Origin of the sequence: Microcoleus sp. MON2_D5, from assembly GCF_036701905.1 — a bacterium.
In the GTDB taxonomy this organism is placed as follows: Bacteria; Cyanobacteriota; Cyanobacteriia; order Cyanobacteriales; family Microcoleaceae; genus Microcoleus.
The window spans coordinates 1-19,810 of record NZ_JAUBRM010000064.1; the positions used below are offsets into that span (position 1 = coordinate 1).

11 protein-coding genes are annotated in these 19,810 nt (G+C 43.9%); 2 read left to right on the forward strand and 9 right to left on the reverse strand.

Going from position 1 to position 19,810, the window contains the following annotated elements:
• Window positions 1–76 precede the first annotated feature (76 nt).
• The 3 genes from QUA47_RS21780 to QUA47_RS21790 all read right to left on the reverse strand — a co-directional run bounded on the left by QUA47_RS21780 (window position 77) and on the right by QUA47_RS21790 (window position 2,281).
• A complete protein-coding gene (locus QUA47_RS21780) occupies window positions 77–754 on the reverse strand; it encodes a response regulator transcription factor (protein WP_333432290.1) in 678 nt (225 codons plus the stop codon).
• 271 nt (window positions 755–1,025) lie between these two features.
• Window positions 1,026–1,721, reverse strand: a complete 696-nt coding sequence (locus tag QUA47_RS21785; protein ID WP_333432291.1) for a hypothetical protein — start codon at window positions 1,719–1,721, stop codon at window positions 1,026–1,028.
• Window positions 1,722–1,849: 128 nt separating this feature from the next.
• Window positions 1,850–2,281: a helix-turn-helix transcriptional regulator gene (locus QUA47_RS21790; protein WP_333205516.1), complete on the reverse strand. Its 432-nt coding sequence runs from the start codon at window positions 2,279–2,281 to the stop codon at window positions 1,850–1,852.
• A gap of 354 nt (window positions 2,282–2,635) precedes the next feature.
• Here QUA47_RS21790 and QUA47_RS21795 point away from each other — a divergent pair, with 354 nt between their 5' ends.
• A complete protein-coding gene (locus QUA47_RS21795) occupies window positions 2,636–3,703 on the forward strand; it encodes a hypothetical protein (protein WP_333078168.1) in 1,068 nt (355 codons plus the stop codon).
• A gap of 12 nt (window positions 3,704–3,715) precedes the next feature.
• On the opposite strand, the gene QUA47_RS21800 is transcribed toward QUA47_RS21795, so the two are convergent.
• Both QUA47_RS21800 and QUA47_RS21805 read right to left on the reverse strand, forming a co-directional pair.
• Entirely contained in the window at window positions 3,716–4,897 is a 1,182-nt protein-coding gene (locus tag QUA47_RS21800; protein ID WP_333432292.1) for a hypothetical protein, read from the reverse strand.
• A gap of 216 nt (window positions 4,898–5,113) precedes the next feature.
• Window positions 5,114–7,759, reverse strand: coding sequence for a DEAD/DEAH box helicase (locus tag QUA47_RS21805; protein ID WP_333432293.1), 2,646 nt, complete (start codon window positions 7,757–7,759; stop codon window positions 5,114–5,116).
• Between the two features lie 530 nt (window positions 7,760–8,289).
• Between QUA47_RS21805 and QUA47_RS21810 the strand changes: the two genes are divergently transcribed.
• On the forward strand, window positions 8,290–8,892 hold the full coding sequence (locus QUA47_RS21810; protein ID WP_333432294.1) for a hypothetical protein: 603 nt from the start codon (window positions 8,290–8,292) through the stop codon (window positions 8,890–8,892).
• A 233-nt stretch (window positions 8,893–9,125) separates the two neighbouring features.
• Here QUA47_RS21810 and holA read toward each other — a convergent pair whose 3' ends face one another.
• From holA to QUA47_RS21830, 4 genes are all read right to left on the reverse strand, one after another.
• On the reverse strand, window positions 9,126–10,082 hold the full coding sequence (holA, locus tag QUA47_RS21815; protein WP_333432295.1) for a DNA polymerase III subunit delta: 957 nt from the start codon (window positions 10,080–10,082) through the stop codon (window positions 9,126–9,128).
• The gene (gene dnaX / locus QUA47_RS21820) at window positions 10,079–11,488 is read right to left on the reverse strand and encodes a DNA polymerase III subunit gamma/tau (protein WP_333432296.1); all 1,410 of its coding nucleotides are present in this window, start codon (window positions 11,486–11,488) and stop codon (window positions 10,079–10,081) included. Before dnaX ends, holA begins: the two co-directional genes overlap by 4 nt.
• 880 nt (window positions 11,489–12,368) lie before the next feature.
• Window positions 12,369–13,871: a DNA polymerase III subunit beta gene (gene dnaN, locus QUA47_RS21825; RefSeq protein ID WP_333432297.1), complete on the reverse strand. Its 1,503-nt coding sequence runs from the start codon at window positions 13,869–13,871 to the stop codon at window positions 12,369–12,371.
• Window positions 13,872–14,150: 279 nt separating this feature from the next.
• Window positions 14,151–19,541 (reverse strand): AAA family ATPase, encoded by a 5,391-nt coding sequence (locus QUA47_RS21830; RefSeq protein ID WP_333432298.1) that lies wholly within the window; start codon window positions 19,539–19,541, stop codon window positions 14,151–14,153.
• Window positions 19,542–19,810: the final 269 nt, after the last annotated feature.

A 19,810-nucleotide genomic window follows, 5' to 3' on the forward strand; every position in this document is an offset into this window, starting at 1 on the left:
CTATCCTTTCTCTGCGCTGTGCTTATCTCAATGGTCAACTTTCCACTTGATATATGTGCAAAACTGAGATGCACCCCTAAACCAGCCCCAAACGCAGTGCTTTAACGGCAGCCTGGGTGCGATCGCTCGCTTCAAATTTAGCTATAATCATCTCTACATGACCTTTGGCGGTGTGGACGCTCATTCCTAGTTGAGCGACGATTTGTTTATTGCTTTTACCCTCAACTAGCTGCTGCAAAACCTGCATTTCCCGTTCTGTCAGCTTAATGTCGTCCTTCGCATAGCTATCGGGCAGTGGCGTTTTGAGATTTTGCAGCACGCAGTCGGCAATTTTAGGGTCTAAGTAGCTGCCACCTTCTTGCACAGCCGTAATCGCTGCTAGAAGTTGTTCTGCGTTAGTGCCTTTAACGCAGTAACCGTGAGCGCCACTGGACAAAGCCGCCATTACCTGAGTTGGATTGCTGTGGTGGGTGAGCATCAGGATGCGAGTATTGGGCAGTGCGGCTCTGATTTGCTGCGCGGCTGCAATACCGTCGATTCCGGGCAAGTCAATGTCCATCAGCACAATGTCTGGTTGGTGTTGCAGTGTGGCACTGACGGCTTCGTTACCGTTAATAGCTTGTGCGACTACTGTTAAATGGGGTTGGTGATTGAGGATATGCTGTAGACCGAGCTGCATCATCGGGTCATCTTCAACTATGAGGATGGTTTTTAGTTGGCTTGTTTTTGGTTGGGTGGGGGTAATTGCAGTCACGGCTAAGATTCCTACTACATTTTATCCATTATATATTATTTTTCCTCATATTAAAGAGTGTCATCCTCCTATGGAGAGAAGAAAAGTATTAATTCTTGGGCAATTTCGTCGGAAGGTGGATGTCTCTCGATAGGAGGATGGTAATAAAGTCGGTTCTCCTGAGTTTTAGGTGAGCATAAAAATTCTAGTGATGCGGTCCGGAAAGCCCGGGTGAAAGGCTCACAATACCGTTTCCACCACAAATCCAGGAGAGTCATAAAGTCTGAACAAATTAGATCGACACTTCGTTGACTTCATCCAAATTGATTTCATCCAAATTGATAGCTGTTGCTACTTCCTTTGGTTGAGCTGCTAGATAACCATTGAGCTTGAAAACAGTTTGTTCTGTCTCTCGTTCAATGGTAGTCAAAAGCCAATTTTGAGTTTTTCGGTGTTGTTTGCTATCCCAAGCAAACTGAACTTTTTTTGCTGGTTGAGTCGGGTGAAGTGCCAAAACAATCAGTTGTAGCTTGTGAGGCTCGATATCAAAGAATTCGGCAGCTACCCATAACTTAACTCGGTCTTGCCAAGTCAGTACAGGATGGCGAATCGCCCACTCAAATAGTCTGGGTGTTCCTTTGACTAAACCCACATTTGTACGGACTTGTATCACTTTGAATGGAGGAGAAGGGGAAGAGTTTTCTTCTGCCACTTCCCTTTTTGTTGGGTCTAGTTTTGTTTGAATTGGAATGTCAACAAACAGTTTTCGCTGCGGTAAAAATAGTGATGGGGATAGTTCTTTGAGCTGAAAAACCCACTGCTGGAACTGGGGGTGACTGTTGAGAATTGGCTCGACAGGTAATCCCATTAAAATTTGCTTGACAAGCAGTTGCAAGCGTTCTTGCAGATAGGAAGGAACAAGAGGTGGCTCTTGTAGTGGGCTAGTATGAATAGTTTGATTGAGGTCGGATAGAGTAAGGAGGTACATTGCTCAGATTATAAAAGGCTGAGCAATAGCGGCGATCGCCAGAAGTCAGGGGGGAATGGAGAATGAGACGCTGACTTTTCCGGCTTCTCAACCGAAAACCGTGAGGGTGTAGGCTGCTTGTTACCTAATTATACAAGTTTGGCTAAAAATGCTACTGAGGAAGAAATGATATCGGCAATATCATCTGGATCGAGGGAATAAATCTTTGCTAAAACTTCTTTTTTAATCTTTTCAGAGCCTACCCTCTTGCTGCCACTCACTTGACCGATCGCCACCTCATCCAAACCGCGTTGATAAACTGATAGGGATATTTCTCCATCCAAATAAAGTTGCAGAGTCTTGGTACTGCCACCGCTTAACTTTGCCAGTTGCCGAAAGTTCTTAGAATCGGATTCGGGTATCGTTTTCCCTTTTAACCACCGATATACGGTTGAAAAATCTACTCCGATAGCGGACGCTAAAGCGCTTTGAGTCCAGCCTTCTTTCAGCAGCAGCTCGATCAACTGAGTCAGCCGCTTTTGGCGATCGAGTATAAGAGAAGATACAGAGCTAACAGTCACAATTGCTTACCGAAAATTTAGGTTTAAAGTCCTGGGGCACACGGGAACTAACGCCCTTGCGAGACACCGACAAGAGTTTGGCTGAGGAGACTCCTCCGAGTGTAAGCCGAGTAGTGGAAAGAGGAAGCCCAAAGAGTGGTCTTGGGAATCCCCGCGCGCGAACGCACCCGGAGGATGTCAACTAACGCTTTTACCGTACACTATTTTACTTTCTGCTGCGTTGAAGCCGATACTTTTTCGCTATTTTACGCCCTTTCTACAAAATTTGAGCAATCACAGCCTTAATCGATTACGCAACTACCATTGCATTATGCAATACTTAATCTTGCACCGCGCAAGACGGACGGAACATCAATGTCATCCTCCAACACAGTTCGCGGTTCTGATGCACATAACTTCTCTGTTGTTCCCAGCGCTGAACTCACTGCGAGAGTTGCACAGGACTGCCACCTAAACAAAGCCGACGCTAAAGATTTGTCTGCCCACAGCAGTACGCTCACTGATGCTGAAGCATTAGAATTAAGCAGCTTGGAAGCTACAGTCGAACGGAGCTTGAAAGCTTTCTGGGAAATAGGGCAAGCTTTGCGCCAGATCCGGGATCGCCGCCTCTACCGACAAGACTTCTCGACTTTTGAAGACTATTGCACTAATCGGTGGGAAATGTCTCGTCGCTGGGCCTACCAACTGATTGAAGCGGCAACCGTCTATGAAAATGTGCGCCATGGCGCACAAATCCTTCCCGCCAATGAGCGCCAAGTTCGCCCTCTAACAGCACTACCCTCCCAAGAGCAGCCTAGGGCTTGGGCCCAAGCCGTTTCTACTGCTCCTAACGGCAAACTTACGGCTTTTCACGTTGCCCGAGTTGTTGAAGAACACCAGAAAAAAAATTCGAGGAATAAGTCTAACAACGAGAACAGTTCCAAAAACCAACGAACTCTTTGGGCCAATCATCCATCGTCAAACCGTGAGATTTCAGCAGCCACTCAAGAGAATGCTGAGGGATTGGGAGCAACATCCAGTCAGACAGAAACTCAATGCCGAAGCTGCTGGAATTGCTATCATTGCAGTTTTGAGCCTGTTCAAGACGACCCTCACAGTTTTTATTGTCAAAAGCTAGGCAAACTAAGCTTTATTGAGAAAGATGGTAACGAACGAGGATCTAAATGTAAATTGTGGCTCGATCGATGGATCGAGCCAGAGTTAGTCAAAAAGGCAAGACGAGCCCAACGAGATACTTTTACCTTAACTCTACAGCTCCCGATACACCTGCAAGCCCAGATGCAAGATGCGGCTAAAACTCAAGGGCTGGCTGTAGCAGATTGGGCGGAACAACTCCTCAAAGCAGCAGTTTCTACAATCAGTTTCGCTTCAGAAGTCCAGCCTACTCATAACATTACGCCCGCCGCCACAAGTGAGAATTAGGTACGTATTGGGCTAGAAATCATCCAAATTAAACAGCGTAAATTGGTGAGGAGATGTTGTCGTTTTTCTGGATCGGCGTTTGCCCTTAACAACTTCTTGAATTACTGGATTTGAGTGAATTGATGTCTTCTCATTCAAATCAATAACTTCTGAGCTTTCTCCTGAACTTATTTCATGTTCGACTGGACAATCAGTATGATTTTTAGCCTGAGACTCGACAGGCTCAAACCACTCATTGTACCAATAAGTGGCGTTCATTGATTGGGGTCGATCGCTACTTAAAGTATTGCCAAGGAGCAAATCAGTTTGACCCAACCACCAAATCGGAACAGCCAGCCAAGGTGAAAACAGATAAAACTGAAACAAAGCGCATTTTAACAGAGTAGGGTCTATATCTTGACCGATACCGCTCAGACAGTAATTCGACTGTGTTAACATTAAAGCACCCGTACCGCACGCAGGTTCATTGAAGCTGGAAATTCGCTCTGTTTTATCACCACTGACTAACTTAGATATGAACTGACACAAAGCTAAGGGTGTCGGATAAAACCCTGAACTTTTTTGAGCAGTCTTTCCGCAAATTTGGGGTAGCAGTCTGCCCATATAATCTTCAGGATATAGCATGAGAATTGATAGGTCAAACATCTGATAGAGACGCATTGATGCACCTTCACAGCCGGCGGGTTCTTTGGGTAACATTTTATAAGCTGGATGTCCGAATGCGAACAAAACCCAGTCCAAGAAAAACTCCAAATAGTCCCAAGCTGACCAAGTTTTCCATTCTCCATGTTGAGGAATGCAATTGAGGCTATTATCTAACATGGCTTCTGCGGCAGGAGAATGCTGCCATTCAATTTGGGGAATCGGTTCTGCTGGCAAAGTTTCCTCAATTACAAATTTGGGTAAGCTTTCGGGTTTTCTGTTTTCCAGAATGGCTAGCATTGGCTCCATCTTCCACCGCATCCAGGCATGAGCGGGGACAGCTTGACACAAAGCCCAATAATCCCACCTTCCCCATAAACATCGGTCTATTTGTGCGAGAATTGTTAAAAGCCAGCCATGCTTTAAATCTCGTGTGAGGTTGGGGATTAAAGCTTGCTTTTTCTTTTGTTTATAGGGTTGATTTCTGAAATGTAACAGCGTTGACTCTCTAATTTGGGAGTCAATGATTGGCAAGACAAGCTTGTTTTTCATGAGTACAAGTCTGAAAAATGCACCCCTAAAAACCGCAGTAGCGGTTCGCACAATTTTATGTTGATGCAAGCAGCGTCTTGTTTAATGAAAACAGTAAAAACAAATTGGGAATAGAGCGTAGCTTTTTTGTTTGAAAAAAGCTACACTCTATTCCCCACTCCCATTTTCCCTATTTCTCTCTCCCCATTCCCATTTCTCAGCCGTCTATTCCACCAATTATTTTGATATTTGAGGAGTAGAAAATGCTTCGCACAGCAGCAGCCCCACCTGCTTGAGTAAAGCTTTGTTACCATCAGGGCATCCCGACTGAATCAAACATTTAGGACAGCCAGAACTGCAAGAACAACTGCGGGCTAACTCAGCAGCCGCATGAGCTAATTGAGGGAGAGAACGAAAAATAGCTTCCGAGGTTCCCGAACCTCCTTCTGCTAAATCGTAAAAGAGTCCTGCATAGTCATTTGCACCTCTCTTCTCTACTAGAAAATTCACATCATTAGGTGAAGCCAAAATAGTCAGAGGTAAAGCTGCTAAAATTTGATGGCAGAAACTGTGAATAGCCAACAAATTCGCGGGGTACTCCCACAACTGCTGATATCCGGGCGGAATCTCCTGTTGAGATTGAAGCAATTCCTGGCGAGTAGCTGTTACTACCTGTTGCAGATAACATTCAACCGGGGAATTAAAACTAATTTGCAGTACAGGAGTCGCAAATTTTATTTCGTAAGGTTGCTCAAAGTTTACCTCATTAAGAACCGATGTTAGCTCAGCAGAGCGAGTTCTCTTGCCACAAACAGGACAGGCAGTACATTTTGGTAAATGCTCTTTGTAATTGACACACTTTCTATTGAGACAAGTTAACTCGTAATTGCGAGTTAATAATTGATAACCAGTGACGAGTTGGCTAATTTCTCCCCAGACCAGTTCCAGAATAGCTTGAGCTGGAATTGCCTTACTATCCGTTGAATTGGTTTGAACATTTCCTTCAACTTCTGGAATGATCAACGGGATTTGTTGAGGCAAACTCAAATTCTGCTTGAGGCTGGTATCAGTGTGGCTAATCGCTACAGTAAACAGTCGAGTTTCAGGGGTGTTTTGCAAAATAGCTTTGCCATTCAAGAGCGAGCGCGAAGTATAAGTCACCAAACAGCCGTCTGAGTTTTGCGTGCGGTAAATAGCACCAGGAAATACCTCTCGATAAGCAATCTCCGCACTGAGGAGTTCAATCTCTTCTTGAGTCTCCGCATCCACCAGTTGTATCGTGCTAGAACCCGTTCCCCCTCGAAAGTTTACATCTTTATGGGGAAAGCCCTTAGCCCATAATTTATCCCGGCTTCTGTGAAGAACACCTTGCTCAATTAAAGCCGTTGCAATTTGAGGAGCGCTCTTGCCAAAGTAGTGCTTGAGCTTACTGGCAGGAATGCCTGTTTCGACAGCCGCGCACATCAAATGTTTGGCAATATCTATGGGATAATTGGCATTAAAGCTCACCAATTCAGATTCGGCCGACAGCAACAATTCAGGGCGCTCGGCAAAATAGTTATCCAAAGGTGATTGTGCAATAGGAATGAAGACAATTAAACCGGAGTTGGCGCGACCAGCCCTGCCAGCCCTCTGCCTAAAAGCTTGCAAGCTTCCCGGCCATCCCCTAATAATAGCAAAGTCAAGTTGAGGCAAATCAATTCCTGCTTCGAGAGCGCTAGTGCTGAGGATACACTTAACTGTTCCTGACTGCAAAGAGTTAATAATTTCCATGCGGCGCTCGCTTGTTAAACTGCCGTAGAAAATTGCTACTTGCGACTCAATTCCCGAGTTAGTTTGAGTTACAGCTTCTTGCTTAAAAGTTGCCCACAAGTTCTTAATTGCTTGTCTGCCGTTACTGAAGCAAATTCCGCTTTGCCCTTGCTGCAACAAAAACATAATGATGCGAGCAACATCTGAATTAGCATCATGAGTCGGTTTAGTAACAATTAATTGCCGTTCTGGGACAGCAGCTCCGCTAGAGTTAATCCAAACTAACCGCTCGGGTTTATTGATATTTCGCTTTCGACTTCTACCAGATAGTAACTTCGCTAATTTAACGGGATTGCCAACGGTAGCACTCAATATCAGGAATTGCAGTTTTTGAGAAGAACCTCCGCGCTCGTCTACTGCCAATTTTAAGCGGCGAATTAAGCTAGCCATGTTAGCTCCGTAAACTCCGTTAAAAGTGTGAGCTTCATCTAGGACAATATAGCGGAGGCGACTTAAAAAATGCTGCCAAGGCTGACTCCAGTGAACGCCTTTCAGCGCATAGTGAATTAACTCTGGTGTGGCGCTGATTATGCTGGGATTTGCAGCTAATAATTGTTCTCGGGTTTTGGGAGGAGTATCTCCAGTTAGAAGGGCAAGGCGCGGGCGCGCAGGCTCAGGAATCAGTTGGAGCAAATCGGCAAGTTTTTGACTTTGGTCGGCTGTTAAAGCTTTCAAGCCATAAATAGAGAGTGCAGTAAATTGATGTTGGAGAATGCCCTCTAAAATAGGCAAGTACGCACTTAAAGATTTGCCAGAAGCTGTTGCTGTGCTGAGGATGACATCTTTGCCCTGGCGCACGGCTTTGAGTGTTTTAATTTGGTGCGAATAAAGCTGTTGAATGCCTTGGCTGTGCAAAGCAGAAATTATTGAAGGCGGCAAGTCTTGAGGAATTTTGTAGAGCTTAGGAGTTGTAGCAGTCGCGATTGTCTGATAAATAACCTCTTCGCCTAAAAACTCACACAAATCGGCTGTTGCAGTTGGCTGCAAATGGCTTGCTTCTGGAAAGTTATTTGGGTGAAAATCATGTCTGGCTATTAGTTGGGAAAGAAGGTTGATATAATTGGGAGGCATTGGTCACTCTAAGAATGAATCTTTTCTCTCTTACTACCGATAGGTAGGAAAAAGAAGGAGAGAGGAAATTCCAAACAAACCAACTGGGAGTCGGACTGAATTTGCTGGCAATTATGGGTTTGGGTTCAGGAACTAGGGAAACGGTAGGTCTCTGGCTCACTGCGCGATTACCCTGCCCCGTGAGACGCTAGCATTAACACAGTACACTTGCTATGTATATAGCGGTTCTCAAGCAAGTGAGGCGTCAACTGCCCATTAAGCTGCTACGCATTTAAAGTGTCTATTGGGAATGAGGCGGAGAGAGGGAGAGGGGAAGAGAGTGCAGTTCGGAGTTGAAGGTTGGAATGTAGCAAAGAAGAGAGGGAGAGGGGGAGAGAGGGAGAAGGGGAGAGAGGGAGAAATTTTTACGCTTTTTCTACAAGGATTGAAGTATATAATTTAAAGACGCGACAGCTTACCAATTACCAATTACCAGATGTACCTCATTTAACGCAGAAGTGTTATAGTATCCAATTAAGAATAATAAACCTATGCCTTACAGTAAATTTACTCTCAGCAAAGCTGTAGATGATTTCCATCTCACAATCATTGAAGGCTCGCGTTTCTTACCAGAAATTTCCCCTGTCACTCCTAGCCCTTTACTACAGGATACTCTTAAAGAAACGATTCCCTGGGCGATCGCGGTGAGTAGCGAAAAAGCTCGTTCGGAGGGGATTATCAATCCTGTGTTACTAGAAGTAAAACGCCAACTTCAAGGACAGATTAGCGTTTTTTCAGGCGAAGAATTCAATGTAGAACCGGAGGCTGAACTCACAGGCTATGTTGACTTTCTTCTTAGTCGTTCCCCGGAGCAACTATTTATTAAAGCCCCTGCGGTTATATTGGTGGAAGCCAAAAAAGAAGACCTTAAACCGGCTCTTGGGCAATGCCTTGCAGAAATGGTTGCAGCTCAACGCTTTAACCAACAAAAGCAACAGCCGATATCGACGATTTACGGAACGGTAACTAGCGGTACTGTCTGGCGGTTTCTTAAACTAGAAGAGCAATGCGCGTCCATTGACCTTACAGATTATCCACTACCTCCTGTTGAGCAAATCTTGGGCTTTCTGGTTTGGATGATGCAGGAAAGATGAGCTGTTATTAAACAAAAATAGCGACCTAGTGCGATAAATAAACTCAAAAACTTCTTTGATAAATTAATGAGACAAACAACTTCTTTCTCACTACAGTTAATTAAAACTTACGCATAAACTCTATCTGTAGGGTACGCCGCGCACCTTATTGCTACCAATAGTGTTGCAAAGCAGTTTTTGCCTCCAAGATTGTTAATGAAAGACTGCCGAATTAACTCGGCAGCGCTTTCCTGTTATTTAAGGTGAGTGAGTTGAGTGATGCTGAGGAAAGCAGGCAACATCGAGTCAGGCTTATCTCCTGTTTTGAGAGCAATTTCTAAATCAAACAAAATGGAGAGCGATCGACTTAAGAAGTTCGCAGATACTTCCTTAACCTCCTGCTTAAGGAAATACAGTCGTTTGGGGTTACTAATTCCGCACATACTAGCAATTTCGCTATCAGAACGTTGTTGGTCGGAATTGATAGTAGCTTTTACCCACAGCCAAGTTTTAAACTGAGTTTGTAGAGTGGCAATAATTGCTAAAGGAAACTCGGCCCGAGATAGCAATTCATCAAGCACCTTAATTGCCGCCACTGCTTGACCTTTTAAAAGAGCTTCGGCAAGTTGAAAACAGTTGGCTGTGGTAGCTGGAACGAGGATTTTAGCAGCTTCTTTCGTAATGCGAGCGCCTGCTGAATAAATGGCTAATTTCTCTAGTTCACTGACTCTTCTAGCAGAATCGTTGCCAATCGCTACCGCTAGATAACTGACAGCATCTCTGGCAATTGAGAGATTCATGTGTTTAGCAGTAGCAGCGATCGCACTTTCAATTAAATCAGTACGCCAAGGGGGAATGAGAGTAAACTCCTTAAGTTTACCAAACAGCAATAAATGCTTGACTACCTTGAGCCGTTTGTCGATAACAGCAGCAGTGAAGACTAAGTGCGTTGTAGCAGGTAATTGGGGCAAAATTTGCAGCAATTCTAGCCCCCTTTCTCCAAATTGCTTGAAATCGCAATTTTCAACGACAATAAGTTTGTTTCCACCGCCGAAAGGAACTGAAGCAGCAGCAGAGAGGGCTGCATCCAGGGAAGAAGCATCGAAGCGGTGGATGTTGAAATCTCGCCAGAGAGGATGAGTTTGAGTCTTAAAATTTTCAACTTCTCGTTCAATTGCGTAAGTATCATTCCCAATTAGGATGCTAATCATGCTGCTAACTCCTCCTGTTGTTTGACAGTTACAGTAACAGAGCGGCCTAAAGCTTTAGTAACGATCCGCTGCACGGATTTAAGGTGACTCTGAAACTTGTTTGCGTATTTTCTTTCTACTGCTAACACACATAAATCAGCCGAAAGTTCGGCAATTTGAGCGCGGTTTAAGAGGCTACGATTGCCTGGTTTCGCTGCTGCTACAACTTGCGCCCAAGTTGTCTCAAAGTCAGGAGAATCTGCCTCTATTTTTTGAGGGGTTTTATCAAAATTGTCAGGCGGATTAGATGGGAAAGTTGCCGACAATCGCGTTTCGGGGGCAGCGGGTTTGCTTGACAGCATCAAGTTCAGCAGGCAAACTTCTAACCACGTAGCTGCATTGGTGCTAGTTCTCAATTGAAATTCTGATTTCTGCAATTGTGCACAAGCCGCATCAATTGTTTCAAAATCCAGATGAAGAGCGATCGATCGCAGTTGTGAGTAGCCTACTGGCCCTGCAATTAAATTCTGGCAGTGGCGCGTTGATTTGACAATGAGCAAATCTCTCATTGCTGCTAGCAAGCTGCTGAGAATAAGTTTAGGGGTTTTGCCGCTGTCAATGAGCGTTCTCGAAGATTGCAGTACGCTTAGGGTATCGCCCGAATGAATGGCTTTGAGAAGGGCGATCGACTCTTGCTCGCTGATACTGCCAGATACTTCTGCAACTTGAGTTAGGGTAATCTCTGAGTTTAGCAGTGAAAGCTGAGAAAGTAATTGTAGGGCATCTCTTAACCCCCCGTCGCAGGTGCGAGCGATCACCCGCATGGCCTCACTTGCGATCTCAATAGATTCAGTAGAGCTAATTTTGTGCAATTGTCCGACAATAGCATCAACTGACAAGGCTCGGAAGTTAAAAGTTTGGCAGCGGGAGATAATTGTCGGCAGGACTTTATGTGCTTCAGTCGTACAGAGAATAAATACCACATGAGCCGGAGGCTCTTCAAGGCATTTGAGGAGAGCATTTTGAGCGCTGGTACTGAGTTGGTGGCACTCGTCTAAAATCCAGATGCGGTAGCGGCTCAGCGCTGGAGCAAAGTTGCTGTGTTGTATTAATTCTCTGGCATCATCCACGCCATTGTGAGAGGCAGCATCGATTTCAGTTACGTCTAAGCTTGAACAGGAGTCAATGGTTTTGCAGCTTGAACATTCCCCGCAAGGAGTAGCGGTTGGCTTTTTGCTATTCAAACAATTGAGGGATTTAGCAAGAATGCGAGCGGTTGAAGTTTTGCCTGTTCCTCTGGGGCCAGTAAATAGGTAAGCTTGAGCAATTTTGTCCGAGGTGATGGCATTAGTCAAGGTGGTTTTGATGGTGTCTTGACCCACTAATTCTTGTAGGTTTTTGGGGCGGTATTTGAGGTGCAGTGGCAATACGGTTCAGATAAGACACTCATGGAGACAAAACTCTGTGAAAAACAGATACTGCGATTGCTTCGTTATTCGCTCGCAATGACAAAAAAACATTAACTGAACCGTATTGGGTGCAGTGGTTGGTACATTTTGAGTGGTTAGAATACTTCTGGTAACTATTCCCCGATAGGGGAGCCGTGAGCCGTGCCTGAAGTTAAACTCATAGGACTTACGCATAAGCTCTATCTGTAGTATAAAAATTGTGCATTTTACCGCTACCAATAGTGTTACCGAGTATTTTTTGCGTAAGTCCTGGCTCAGTTGTTGGCACTGGCGCGCCGAACACACTACCGCAAGGAAAAATTGCTAAACCATCTGCTGCTGAGATACAGCAAAAAAGCACGGCATGAAGCAATACGCTTGGGATAAGACACTCATGGAGACAAAACACTGTGAAAAATAGATACTGCGTTGGCAAAGCCTGCCCGAATGGCTTATGCTTCGCTATTCGCTCTCTTCGGACAAAAAAAAAAATAACTGAACCGTATTACGGCATGAAGGAAAAATCGAAAGCAAAAAGTTTGAGCAAGTGGAAACTGATTCCAGAGCGCAAAACTGGGGCAATTTACACCCCGCTTACTTGCGGTATTGGGAGTTTTGAAGAGGCAAAATTGTCGGCGGTTACGAATTCATTTAAACCAAGGGATAGAAACATTAAAATTCACTAATTTACCAGCAAAAACGTTGCTTACATCAAAAAAAAGTAGTAAAACATATGTGGTCATTGTAGACAATTTAGTGTTGCAAAGAACCACTTACACCCTCCTAATTTATACAGCAATAGGCTCCGATTTTTTGCAGGAGAGGGCATCAAATTTAGATGCCACTCCCACATGCACGACTATTCTTGCGGAGCGACAATATATTCGCACTCTAAAGCCTCTGTACCCGACGCAGGCGTTCCAAACGGTGCAATCAGTAGGGGAGCGGTAGGAGTTGCCATTAACACCCGCAAATCAGAGCTGGAAATCGCTTTGGCTGTATCAATCAAATAGCGGATGTCGCACTTGAGACAAAACTCACAGCCCCATAGTTTGGCATCAACTGTCTCAGTTCCTGAACTCAGAGTATTGTTGAGTGATGCTCGCACTTGTTGGGCATCTAAATCGAATTCTAAAATAGCTGTTAGGTGAGACTTGTCGCTGTGAGAAGCTAACCTCTCTAAGGCTTTTAAAAAGCTCAGCCTCTCAACCACCACTTGATGGCTAAATTCAGGTCGATAGGGAGCGATAATTTGGTCACAAACCGGATATTGCCCTTCTAGCAACTTCGTGGTCAACCGCCAATTATTCCACTCGAATGCGACAAAATTACTAGGTTCCTCTGGCAAACCTTCATAGTAAATCGTAACTTTGTCAGCAGAATTCAAAGAACGCTCCAATAACCGGAGTACCTTAGCAGGGACAGTAAAATTAACTACTTGACCGCTCAAAAGATAGGAATTGCTGCTTTCGTTCAATCCTAAAACCATTGCTACCCGATGCCCATCTGTCGTCCAAACTCTCAGTTGATCGAGTCCTCTGTCTGCGTCGTGACTGAGTTGAAAATTCCCTCCTGTTAAAATGCGTTTGTTTTCCTCAGAACTTACAGCAAATAAGCTAGCTTTTAGGACAGAAATTAACACGCTAGCAGGAAGCGTTACAAGTTTCTGTTGAACGCTGGGGATAGCCGGAAATTCGTCCGCAGCTAGCCCGCGAATGGTGTGCTTGCTTCTTGACGCACTCAGAGTGGCACTGACTGATGGAACGCCGCTTCCTTTAATAATTTCACAAGAACTCTTTAAGGTGAGGCTGCCGTTAGGAAATTTTCCCAGAATGTCAGCAAGTATGGGTGCGGGGAGGGTAAGCTTTCCAGATTGATTGACATTCGCACCAAAGCTCACTTGCATTCCAAATTCTAAGTTGTAAGCAGTCAGGTGCAAATGTTGAGTTTCAGCATCAGCTTCAATCAAAATATTGGACAAAATGGGATGGCTACTATTGCTGGGAATGATGCCTTTCAGAGCCTGTACATAATCGTTGAATTCTCTTGAACTGCAGGCAACTTCAATAACTGAGGGAAGAGGGGAAGAAGAAGGCAATATCGCCTCATTTGACAATGTTTCTAGAGAAGGAGCATCGACAGATGGGCGTGCTGCAAAATTTGTGCAAGTTTGCGAGGCTTCTACTTGTTGTGGAGAGATTGTTGAGGGTTCGCAAACTGAGGAAATTTCAGTTGTTGGTTTGACTGATTTCTTCACTGTTTTGGTCGAATTATGTGCTGTGGCAGTCGAGCGTTTTTTCTTAACTGTTCTCTCCAATACTTCCTTTTTATGCGGTGTTCCTGTTTGTCGAAATTTTGCCATAATTAGCCTGGTGTAAGGGGTGCGATTGGCCGCTGCGGTAGCAGCACTTGTTATGACCGAGAAAAGGGAGTGAGAAGGGAAAGAAGAAAGAAAAGGGGAAAGAACCCACGCTTAAAGACATAGGATTGAAGGAGCGACATTATCCAAAGCTATGATGGGGCAAGCTATAGGCAATAAAAAATTATGTTTGGCGCAACTTGAAAAACCAATCAATTGCTACGAGTGATTTTTTCATTCCTTATTCAGCAAGCCCTAATTACTCCCAAAAAACAATCTCCCCTACTTTTGTTTCAACACCACCAAGGCAATATCATCAAAAACTTTTTGCTTGCCAATATGCCGCCGCACATCTTCAATTACGACTTGCCGAATTTCCTCTACCCCTAGGTGGTGATTTCTGGATATCACTTCGCAGAGTCTCTCCAAACCGTAAAGTTTTCGATTAATATCGAAAGCTTCAGTAATCCCATCGGTATAAAGCACCACTACATCTCCCGGATTCAGCAACACTTGAGTTTGGGCAACAAAATCAGCAATCTCCACATCCAAACCAATGGGGAAACCCAGAGATACCGTATCTATCCGCTCGACGCTGCTATCAGTACGCACCACTATTATCTCTTCATGTTGACCGCTGATATTGAGGATACTATCTTGATACTCTAATAATGCCAATGTCATATTTTTTCCAGAATTCATCCGCTGGAGATTGCCGTAAAGGGTTCGATTGAGCACATCCATAAACCTCACCGGGTCTGTTTCATTACTTTCTTGAAGCGTTCGGACAGCGGTTTGTGCCATAATCATTATCACACCACTTTCTAACCCGTGTCCCGTAACATCGCCGATGCTGAAATAGACTTTGCCATTCTTAGATAGCACGTCGTAGTAGTCGCCACCCACTTCATCAGCAGGTTCCATAAAAACAGCAATTTCCAAGTCTTCAATTGCCTCCATTTCTGAGGATTTTGGCAAGACCATTTGTTGCAGTTGTCTCGCTACATCTAATTCGGCACTTAAGCGGATATTCTCTTTTTTCAAGCGTGAGTTGAGCGCAGTAATTTCTTCATAGGCAAGAGCGAGTTGGCGGTTGGAATCAGCTAGTTGAGCCGTGCGCTGTTGCACTTTTTCTTCTAAACTTTGATAGAGGCGAGCATTTTCAATCGAAATAGCAGCTTGAGCAGATAATACTTTTAAAAGTTCCAATCTGTCGGCTGTAAATGCAGCCTCGGTTAAATTATTTTCTAAATAAAGAATGCCACGGCAAATTCCTTGATGTTGAATTGGCAGACACAGTAGCGATTTAGGATGACGCTGGATAATATAAGGCTCGCCCGCCCAATTAGCTTCCTTAGTTACATCATTAATTACTAGAGTTTCAGCCGTGCGCCAAACATAATTGACTATCGACACCGGAATCTCTTGGCTGCTGTCAACTGAGATAGATTGCAAGTGGCACTCGCTACCAAGCGATTGAGCGGTGATAAATAATTCACCCGATTGTTCTAAAATCAGAGCGCCGCCTGTTGCTCCTGCATTCTCCATCACGACGTTCATTAAAGTTGAGATTAACTGATCGAGATTAATTTCTCCAGATATGACTTGAGAGGCTTCGATGACTGTTGTTAAATCTAGAGCTGATGAAATACCTGTACCAGTGCTAGTTGTAACTTTGAGCGCGGCGATTTCATGAGTCGTCAGAGTTACTATATCGCCCAATTGCGCGCCTGGGTTTCTAGTAAAAATAGGGGCGAGTAATTGAGGATAGCGTTTTTCTAAATCTTCAATTTTTGCTTTGGCTCCCCAGCGAGAGTAAGCGTAATAAGCTGCTACAATGTAGGTTTGAGCAATGGTTTCTTTGCCCCAAGCTAAGTAAAATTTGGCTGCAAGTTCGTTGGCGATTGCTTCTTCATTTACGTACTCGTTTTCTTTGGCGATGGAAATAGCGCGATCGTAATCATCCATTGCTTCCACATTTTCACCCAGAACCCGATGCCGTTCTGCTTCCACCAGATAAGATTTATGCAAGTGATTCATCGGCGCGTGTTCAGCCCAGGTCTTGAGTTTTTGCTGATTGTGTGCTACTTTTTCTAAAATTAGCTCGCGATCGCTTGTGGATGAATCAGTCCAAATCGCTAGCTGTACCAGGGAGTCGTAGAAATGGAATAGGGGTACGCAAAGGAGAGCGATCGCGCTATCAATATATTCCTCTGCCTTGGCAGTATTTGCGATCGCTTGCGGCAATTCCTCAAATAGATAACAGAGAATCAGCTTGTTTAAATACAAATAGTGCAATCCGTTTCTGTCGTTGCCTTCTAAATGTTGCGATAGTAATTCTACTTCGTCATAAGCTTCACCCACTAAAAGGCAGGGATTTTCCGACTCACCTAATAAGTTAAGCACTGCCTGCCGAAAAATCTCATTATAATTAAACGAGGCAATTTGTTTGAGTTGTTTGAGCGCGTGACTGTAAGACGCCATTTCGCGTTCTAATTCAGTTAGTTCCGCCCCAGCAAAATATAAATGGTTACAGGCGTAACAGGCACTGTAAGCCGCAAATTCTAAATCTCCAGTTTCCAATCCAATTTGGTAACTCTCCAGCAAAGGTTTTAATGTTTTGCGGACTGGTTCTTTCCAATGGGCGACCATACCACCAAAAATAAAGAATGTTTTTGGCTTAATTTCCTTAACGTTGAACTCCGAAGCCACTGTTAAAGCTAAAAGACCAAATTGGTAACCCAATTCAATATCTCCCACGACGCCGCACATAATTAATCCATAGGTGGCATAAGCAAAAGCCGACCAAGCAGCATTGCCATATTGCAGAGATAAATTCACCCGATGGCACACCGTCAGCGGATACATTTGAGGCGCAGAAATATAGGTAGCAGAAGATAAACTTGAAAGAATTTGCATCGCTGCCAATTTTTCTGGGTCGGTCATCGCTGGCAAGTTAATCAAGTCCTCGATTGGGCGAGAACCCAAATTTTCTCTCGTTTCCACCATTGCTTGCTGAATATCTGATGGTTGGGTATTTTCTGGAAAATCTATCCCCAAAAGCTTCAGCACTTGTAGCCCCGTTCTCACGGCGTCTAAACCTCGGGTTTGCGCCATGTATGCTTGAATTTTGACTTCATAAACTTTCACTTTGTCCAGCAAAGTTTTAGCTTCGTTCAAAACAAGTGCTGACCACGCCTCCATCTGCTCGAAGTTACCCCCCAGATAGGCTGACTCAGTGGCTAATTCATACAGTGCCAGCGTTCGATCGTAATTCGTTTGCCAGCTATCTGCTGTTAACAGTTTCATGCCTACAGATAAATAACCGAGCGCGGCCGCATAAGCTGTAGAAGCTTTGGCTTTACGTGCCGCAACTAAATTTAACTGCACCAGTTCTTCTTGTTCTGTTTGACTGTCAATTAAATCGACGGCAATATTCAACTGGTTAACAAGATCAAAAATTTTCTCTTCCCGTTCTGTTTCGGGGGTATTTGCCAACAGCAGCCGTCCAATTTTCAGGTGAGTTGATTGTTTTTGGTCTTCGGGAATTAGAAAATAAGCCGCTTGCTGCACTCGATCGTGGAGAAATTTGTAAGGAACTGTCAGTTCTACATTCTCTTGACTCGTGATCGAGGAATCATCTTGGAAGAATTTGTAAACTTCGCTAATCGGAATAACTAGACCTTCTTGCAAAGCTTTCCACAAGTCAGCCGCTGTCTCGGCTTGGGATTTTTCTCGGACAATTGCTAGGGTAGCGAGGTCAAAAGTGTTGCCGATGCAAGCTGCTAATTTCAATACTGTTTGAGTATTTTCCGGCAGTTTCTGCAACTGTGTTGCCATAAACTCGACAATATCATCGCTGACGGAAATTGTCTTAACTTGTGCAATATCGCACTGCCAATAGTTGCAGCTAAAATCAAACGATATTAATCCATCTTCGTAAAGCGATTTGAGGAATTGATTCGTAAAGAAAGGATTGCCTTTGGTTTTTACGAGTACCAGTTCGGTTAAAGAAATTGCTCGCTCGGGCGGACAACTGAGAGTATCGGCAATCAGGCAGTTTAAGGAAGGTTGGTCTAAAGGTGCTAAGGTAATTTGATTGACCGTCGCATTAGTTTCCTTAATTTCATCTAACGTCAGCATCAGTGGATGTGCCGGAGAAACTTCGTTGTCTCGATAAGCTCCTATTAGCAACAGACAACGGGTATCCCCATCGCTTAAAAGCAATTGCATCAACTTCAAAGAAGCTGAATCTGCCCACTGTAAATCATCTAAGAAAATCACTAAAGGATGTTCTTGAGTCGCGAAGACTCGGATAAACTTTTGAAACAGCAAATTGAAGCGATTTTGAGCCGCACTTCCTTCTAGTTCGGGGGCGGGTGGTTGCTTGCCAATCAGCAGTTCTAGTTCGGGGATGACCTCAATAATGACTTGGCCGTTTTCTCCCAAAGCGGCTAAGATTTTTGCTTTCCATTTCTGCACAACAGCCGCAGTTTCAGTCAGCAGTTGTCGCATTAAATTTTGCAGAGCTTGTACCCAGGCCCAAAAGGGAATATTGCGATTAAATTGGTCGAATTTTCCTTTAATAAAATAACCGCGTTGGCGGACAATGGGTTTGTGAACTTCATTGACAACGGCAGTTTTACCAATGCCGGAAAATCCTGCTACTAGCATGATTTCTGAATTGCCAGAACTGATGCGTTCAAAGGCTGCTAAAAGCGTTTCTACTTCGTTTTCTCTGCCGTAAAGTTTTTCTGGGATAACGAAGCGTTGGGAAATGTCCCTTTTTCCTAGTTCAAATGGTGTAATCCTACCGCTAGCTGCGTACTGTTTCAAACACTTTTCTAAATCGTATTTAATCCCAAAAGCTGTTTGATAGCGGTCTTCAGCGGTTTTTGCGATCAATTTCATTACGATGTCATTTAAAATTTGGGGGATGGCGGGATTTACTACAATGGGGGGAATGGCTTGACGGGCAATATGACAGTGAACTAATTCCATCGAGTCTGTTGATCGAAAAGGCAACTGACCCGCTAGCATTTCGTAAAAAGTTACACCCAAAGAGTAAAAGTCTGTACGATAGTCAATCCCCCGATTCATGCGTCCTGTCTGTTCCGGGGAGATATAAGCGAGGGTTCCTTCTAACTGATTGGGGTTTTGAATTTCTTGGCTTTCTCTGGGTAAAAGCGAGGAAATGCTGAAGTCAATCAGTTTGACTTGTTTAGTTTGAGGGTTAATTAAAATATTCTGGGGTTTAATATCTTTATGAATAATTCGGCAGCGATTAAGTCCTTCTAACGTCGTGACAATTTGAAGAGCTATGTCAAAAAAGTTAGCGAGGTTATCGATAATTTTTCCTGTTTTTTCAAGAACCGGGGAAGTCAGGTAGTTAGCCAGGGAAATGCCACCATAATCCTCCATTATCAGAGCAAAACCATTTCGATAGTTTTCCAAGCTTAAATGTTTGACAATTCCCGGAAAGTCGAGATTTTTGGCAATTGTGTATTGATTGCGGAACTGTACCAGTTCGGTGAATGTTGGATATTCAGACTGAAGCAGTTTGATTGCAACTGGTTGACTGTCTAACTCTTTAACCCCTAGGTAAACTTGGGTTCTGTTACCATTGTAAATTTGTTCGGTGATGTAATAGCCAGGAATTTTTAGAGTTGTCATTTTCACTCGATATTGGTAATTTACAATTTTTAATTCTTGGCTTAGCGATCTACATCATACATCGATTTTAGGGCTGTATCAGTATTGTATATTTGGCTACTTTTGAGCCTAGATAGAAGAATGAATCTTGGAGCTTATAAAATTACATTAAATTTATCCTTTATTTAGCAAATAAACCTACAAAATCTAGATTACCAATATTAAGTGTTGTTGTGATTTATTATCATATATTAATTATTCATAAATTTCTTTGCTCGATCGAGGGGACT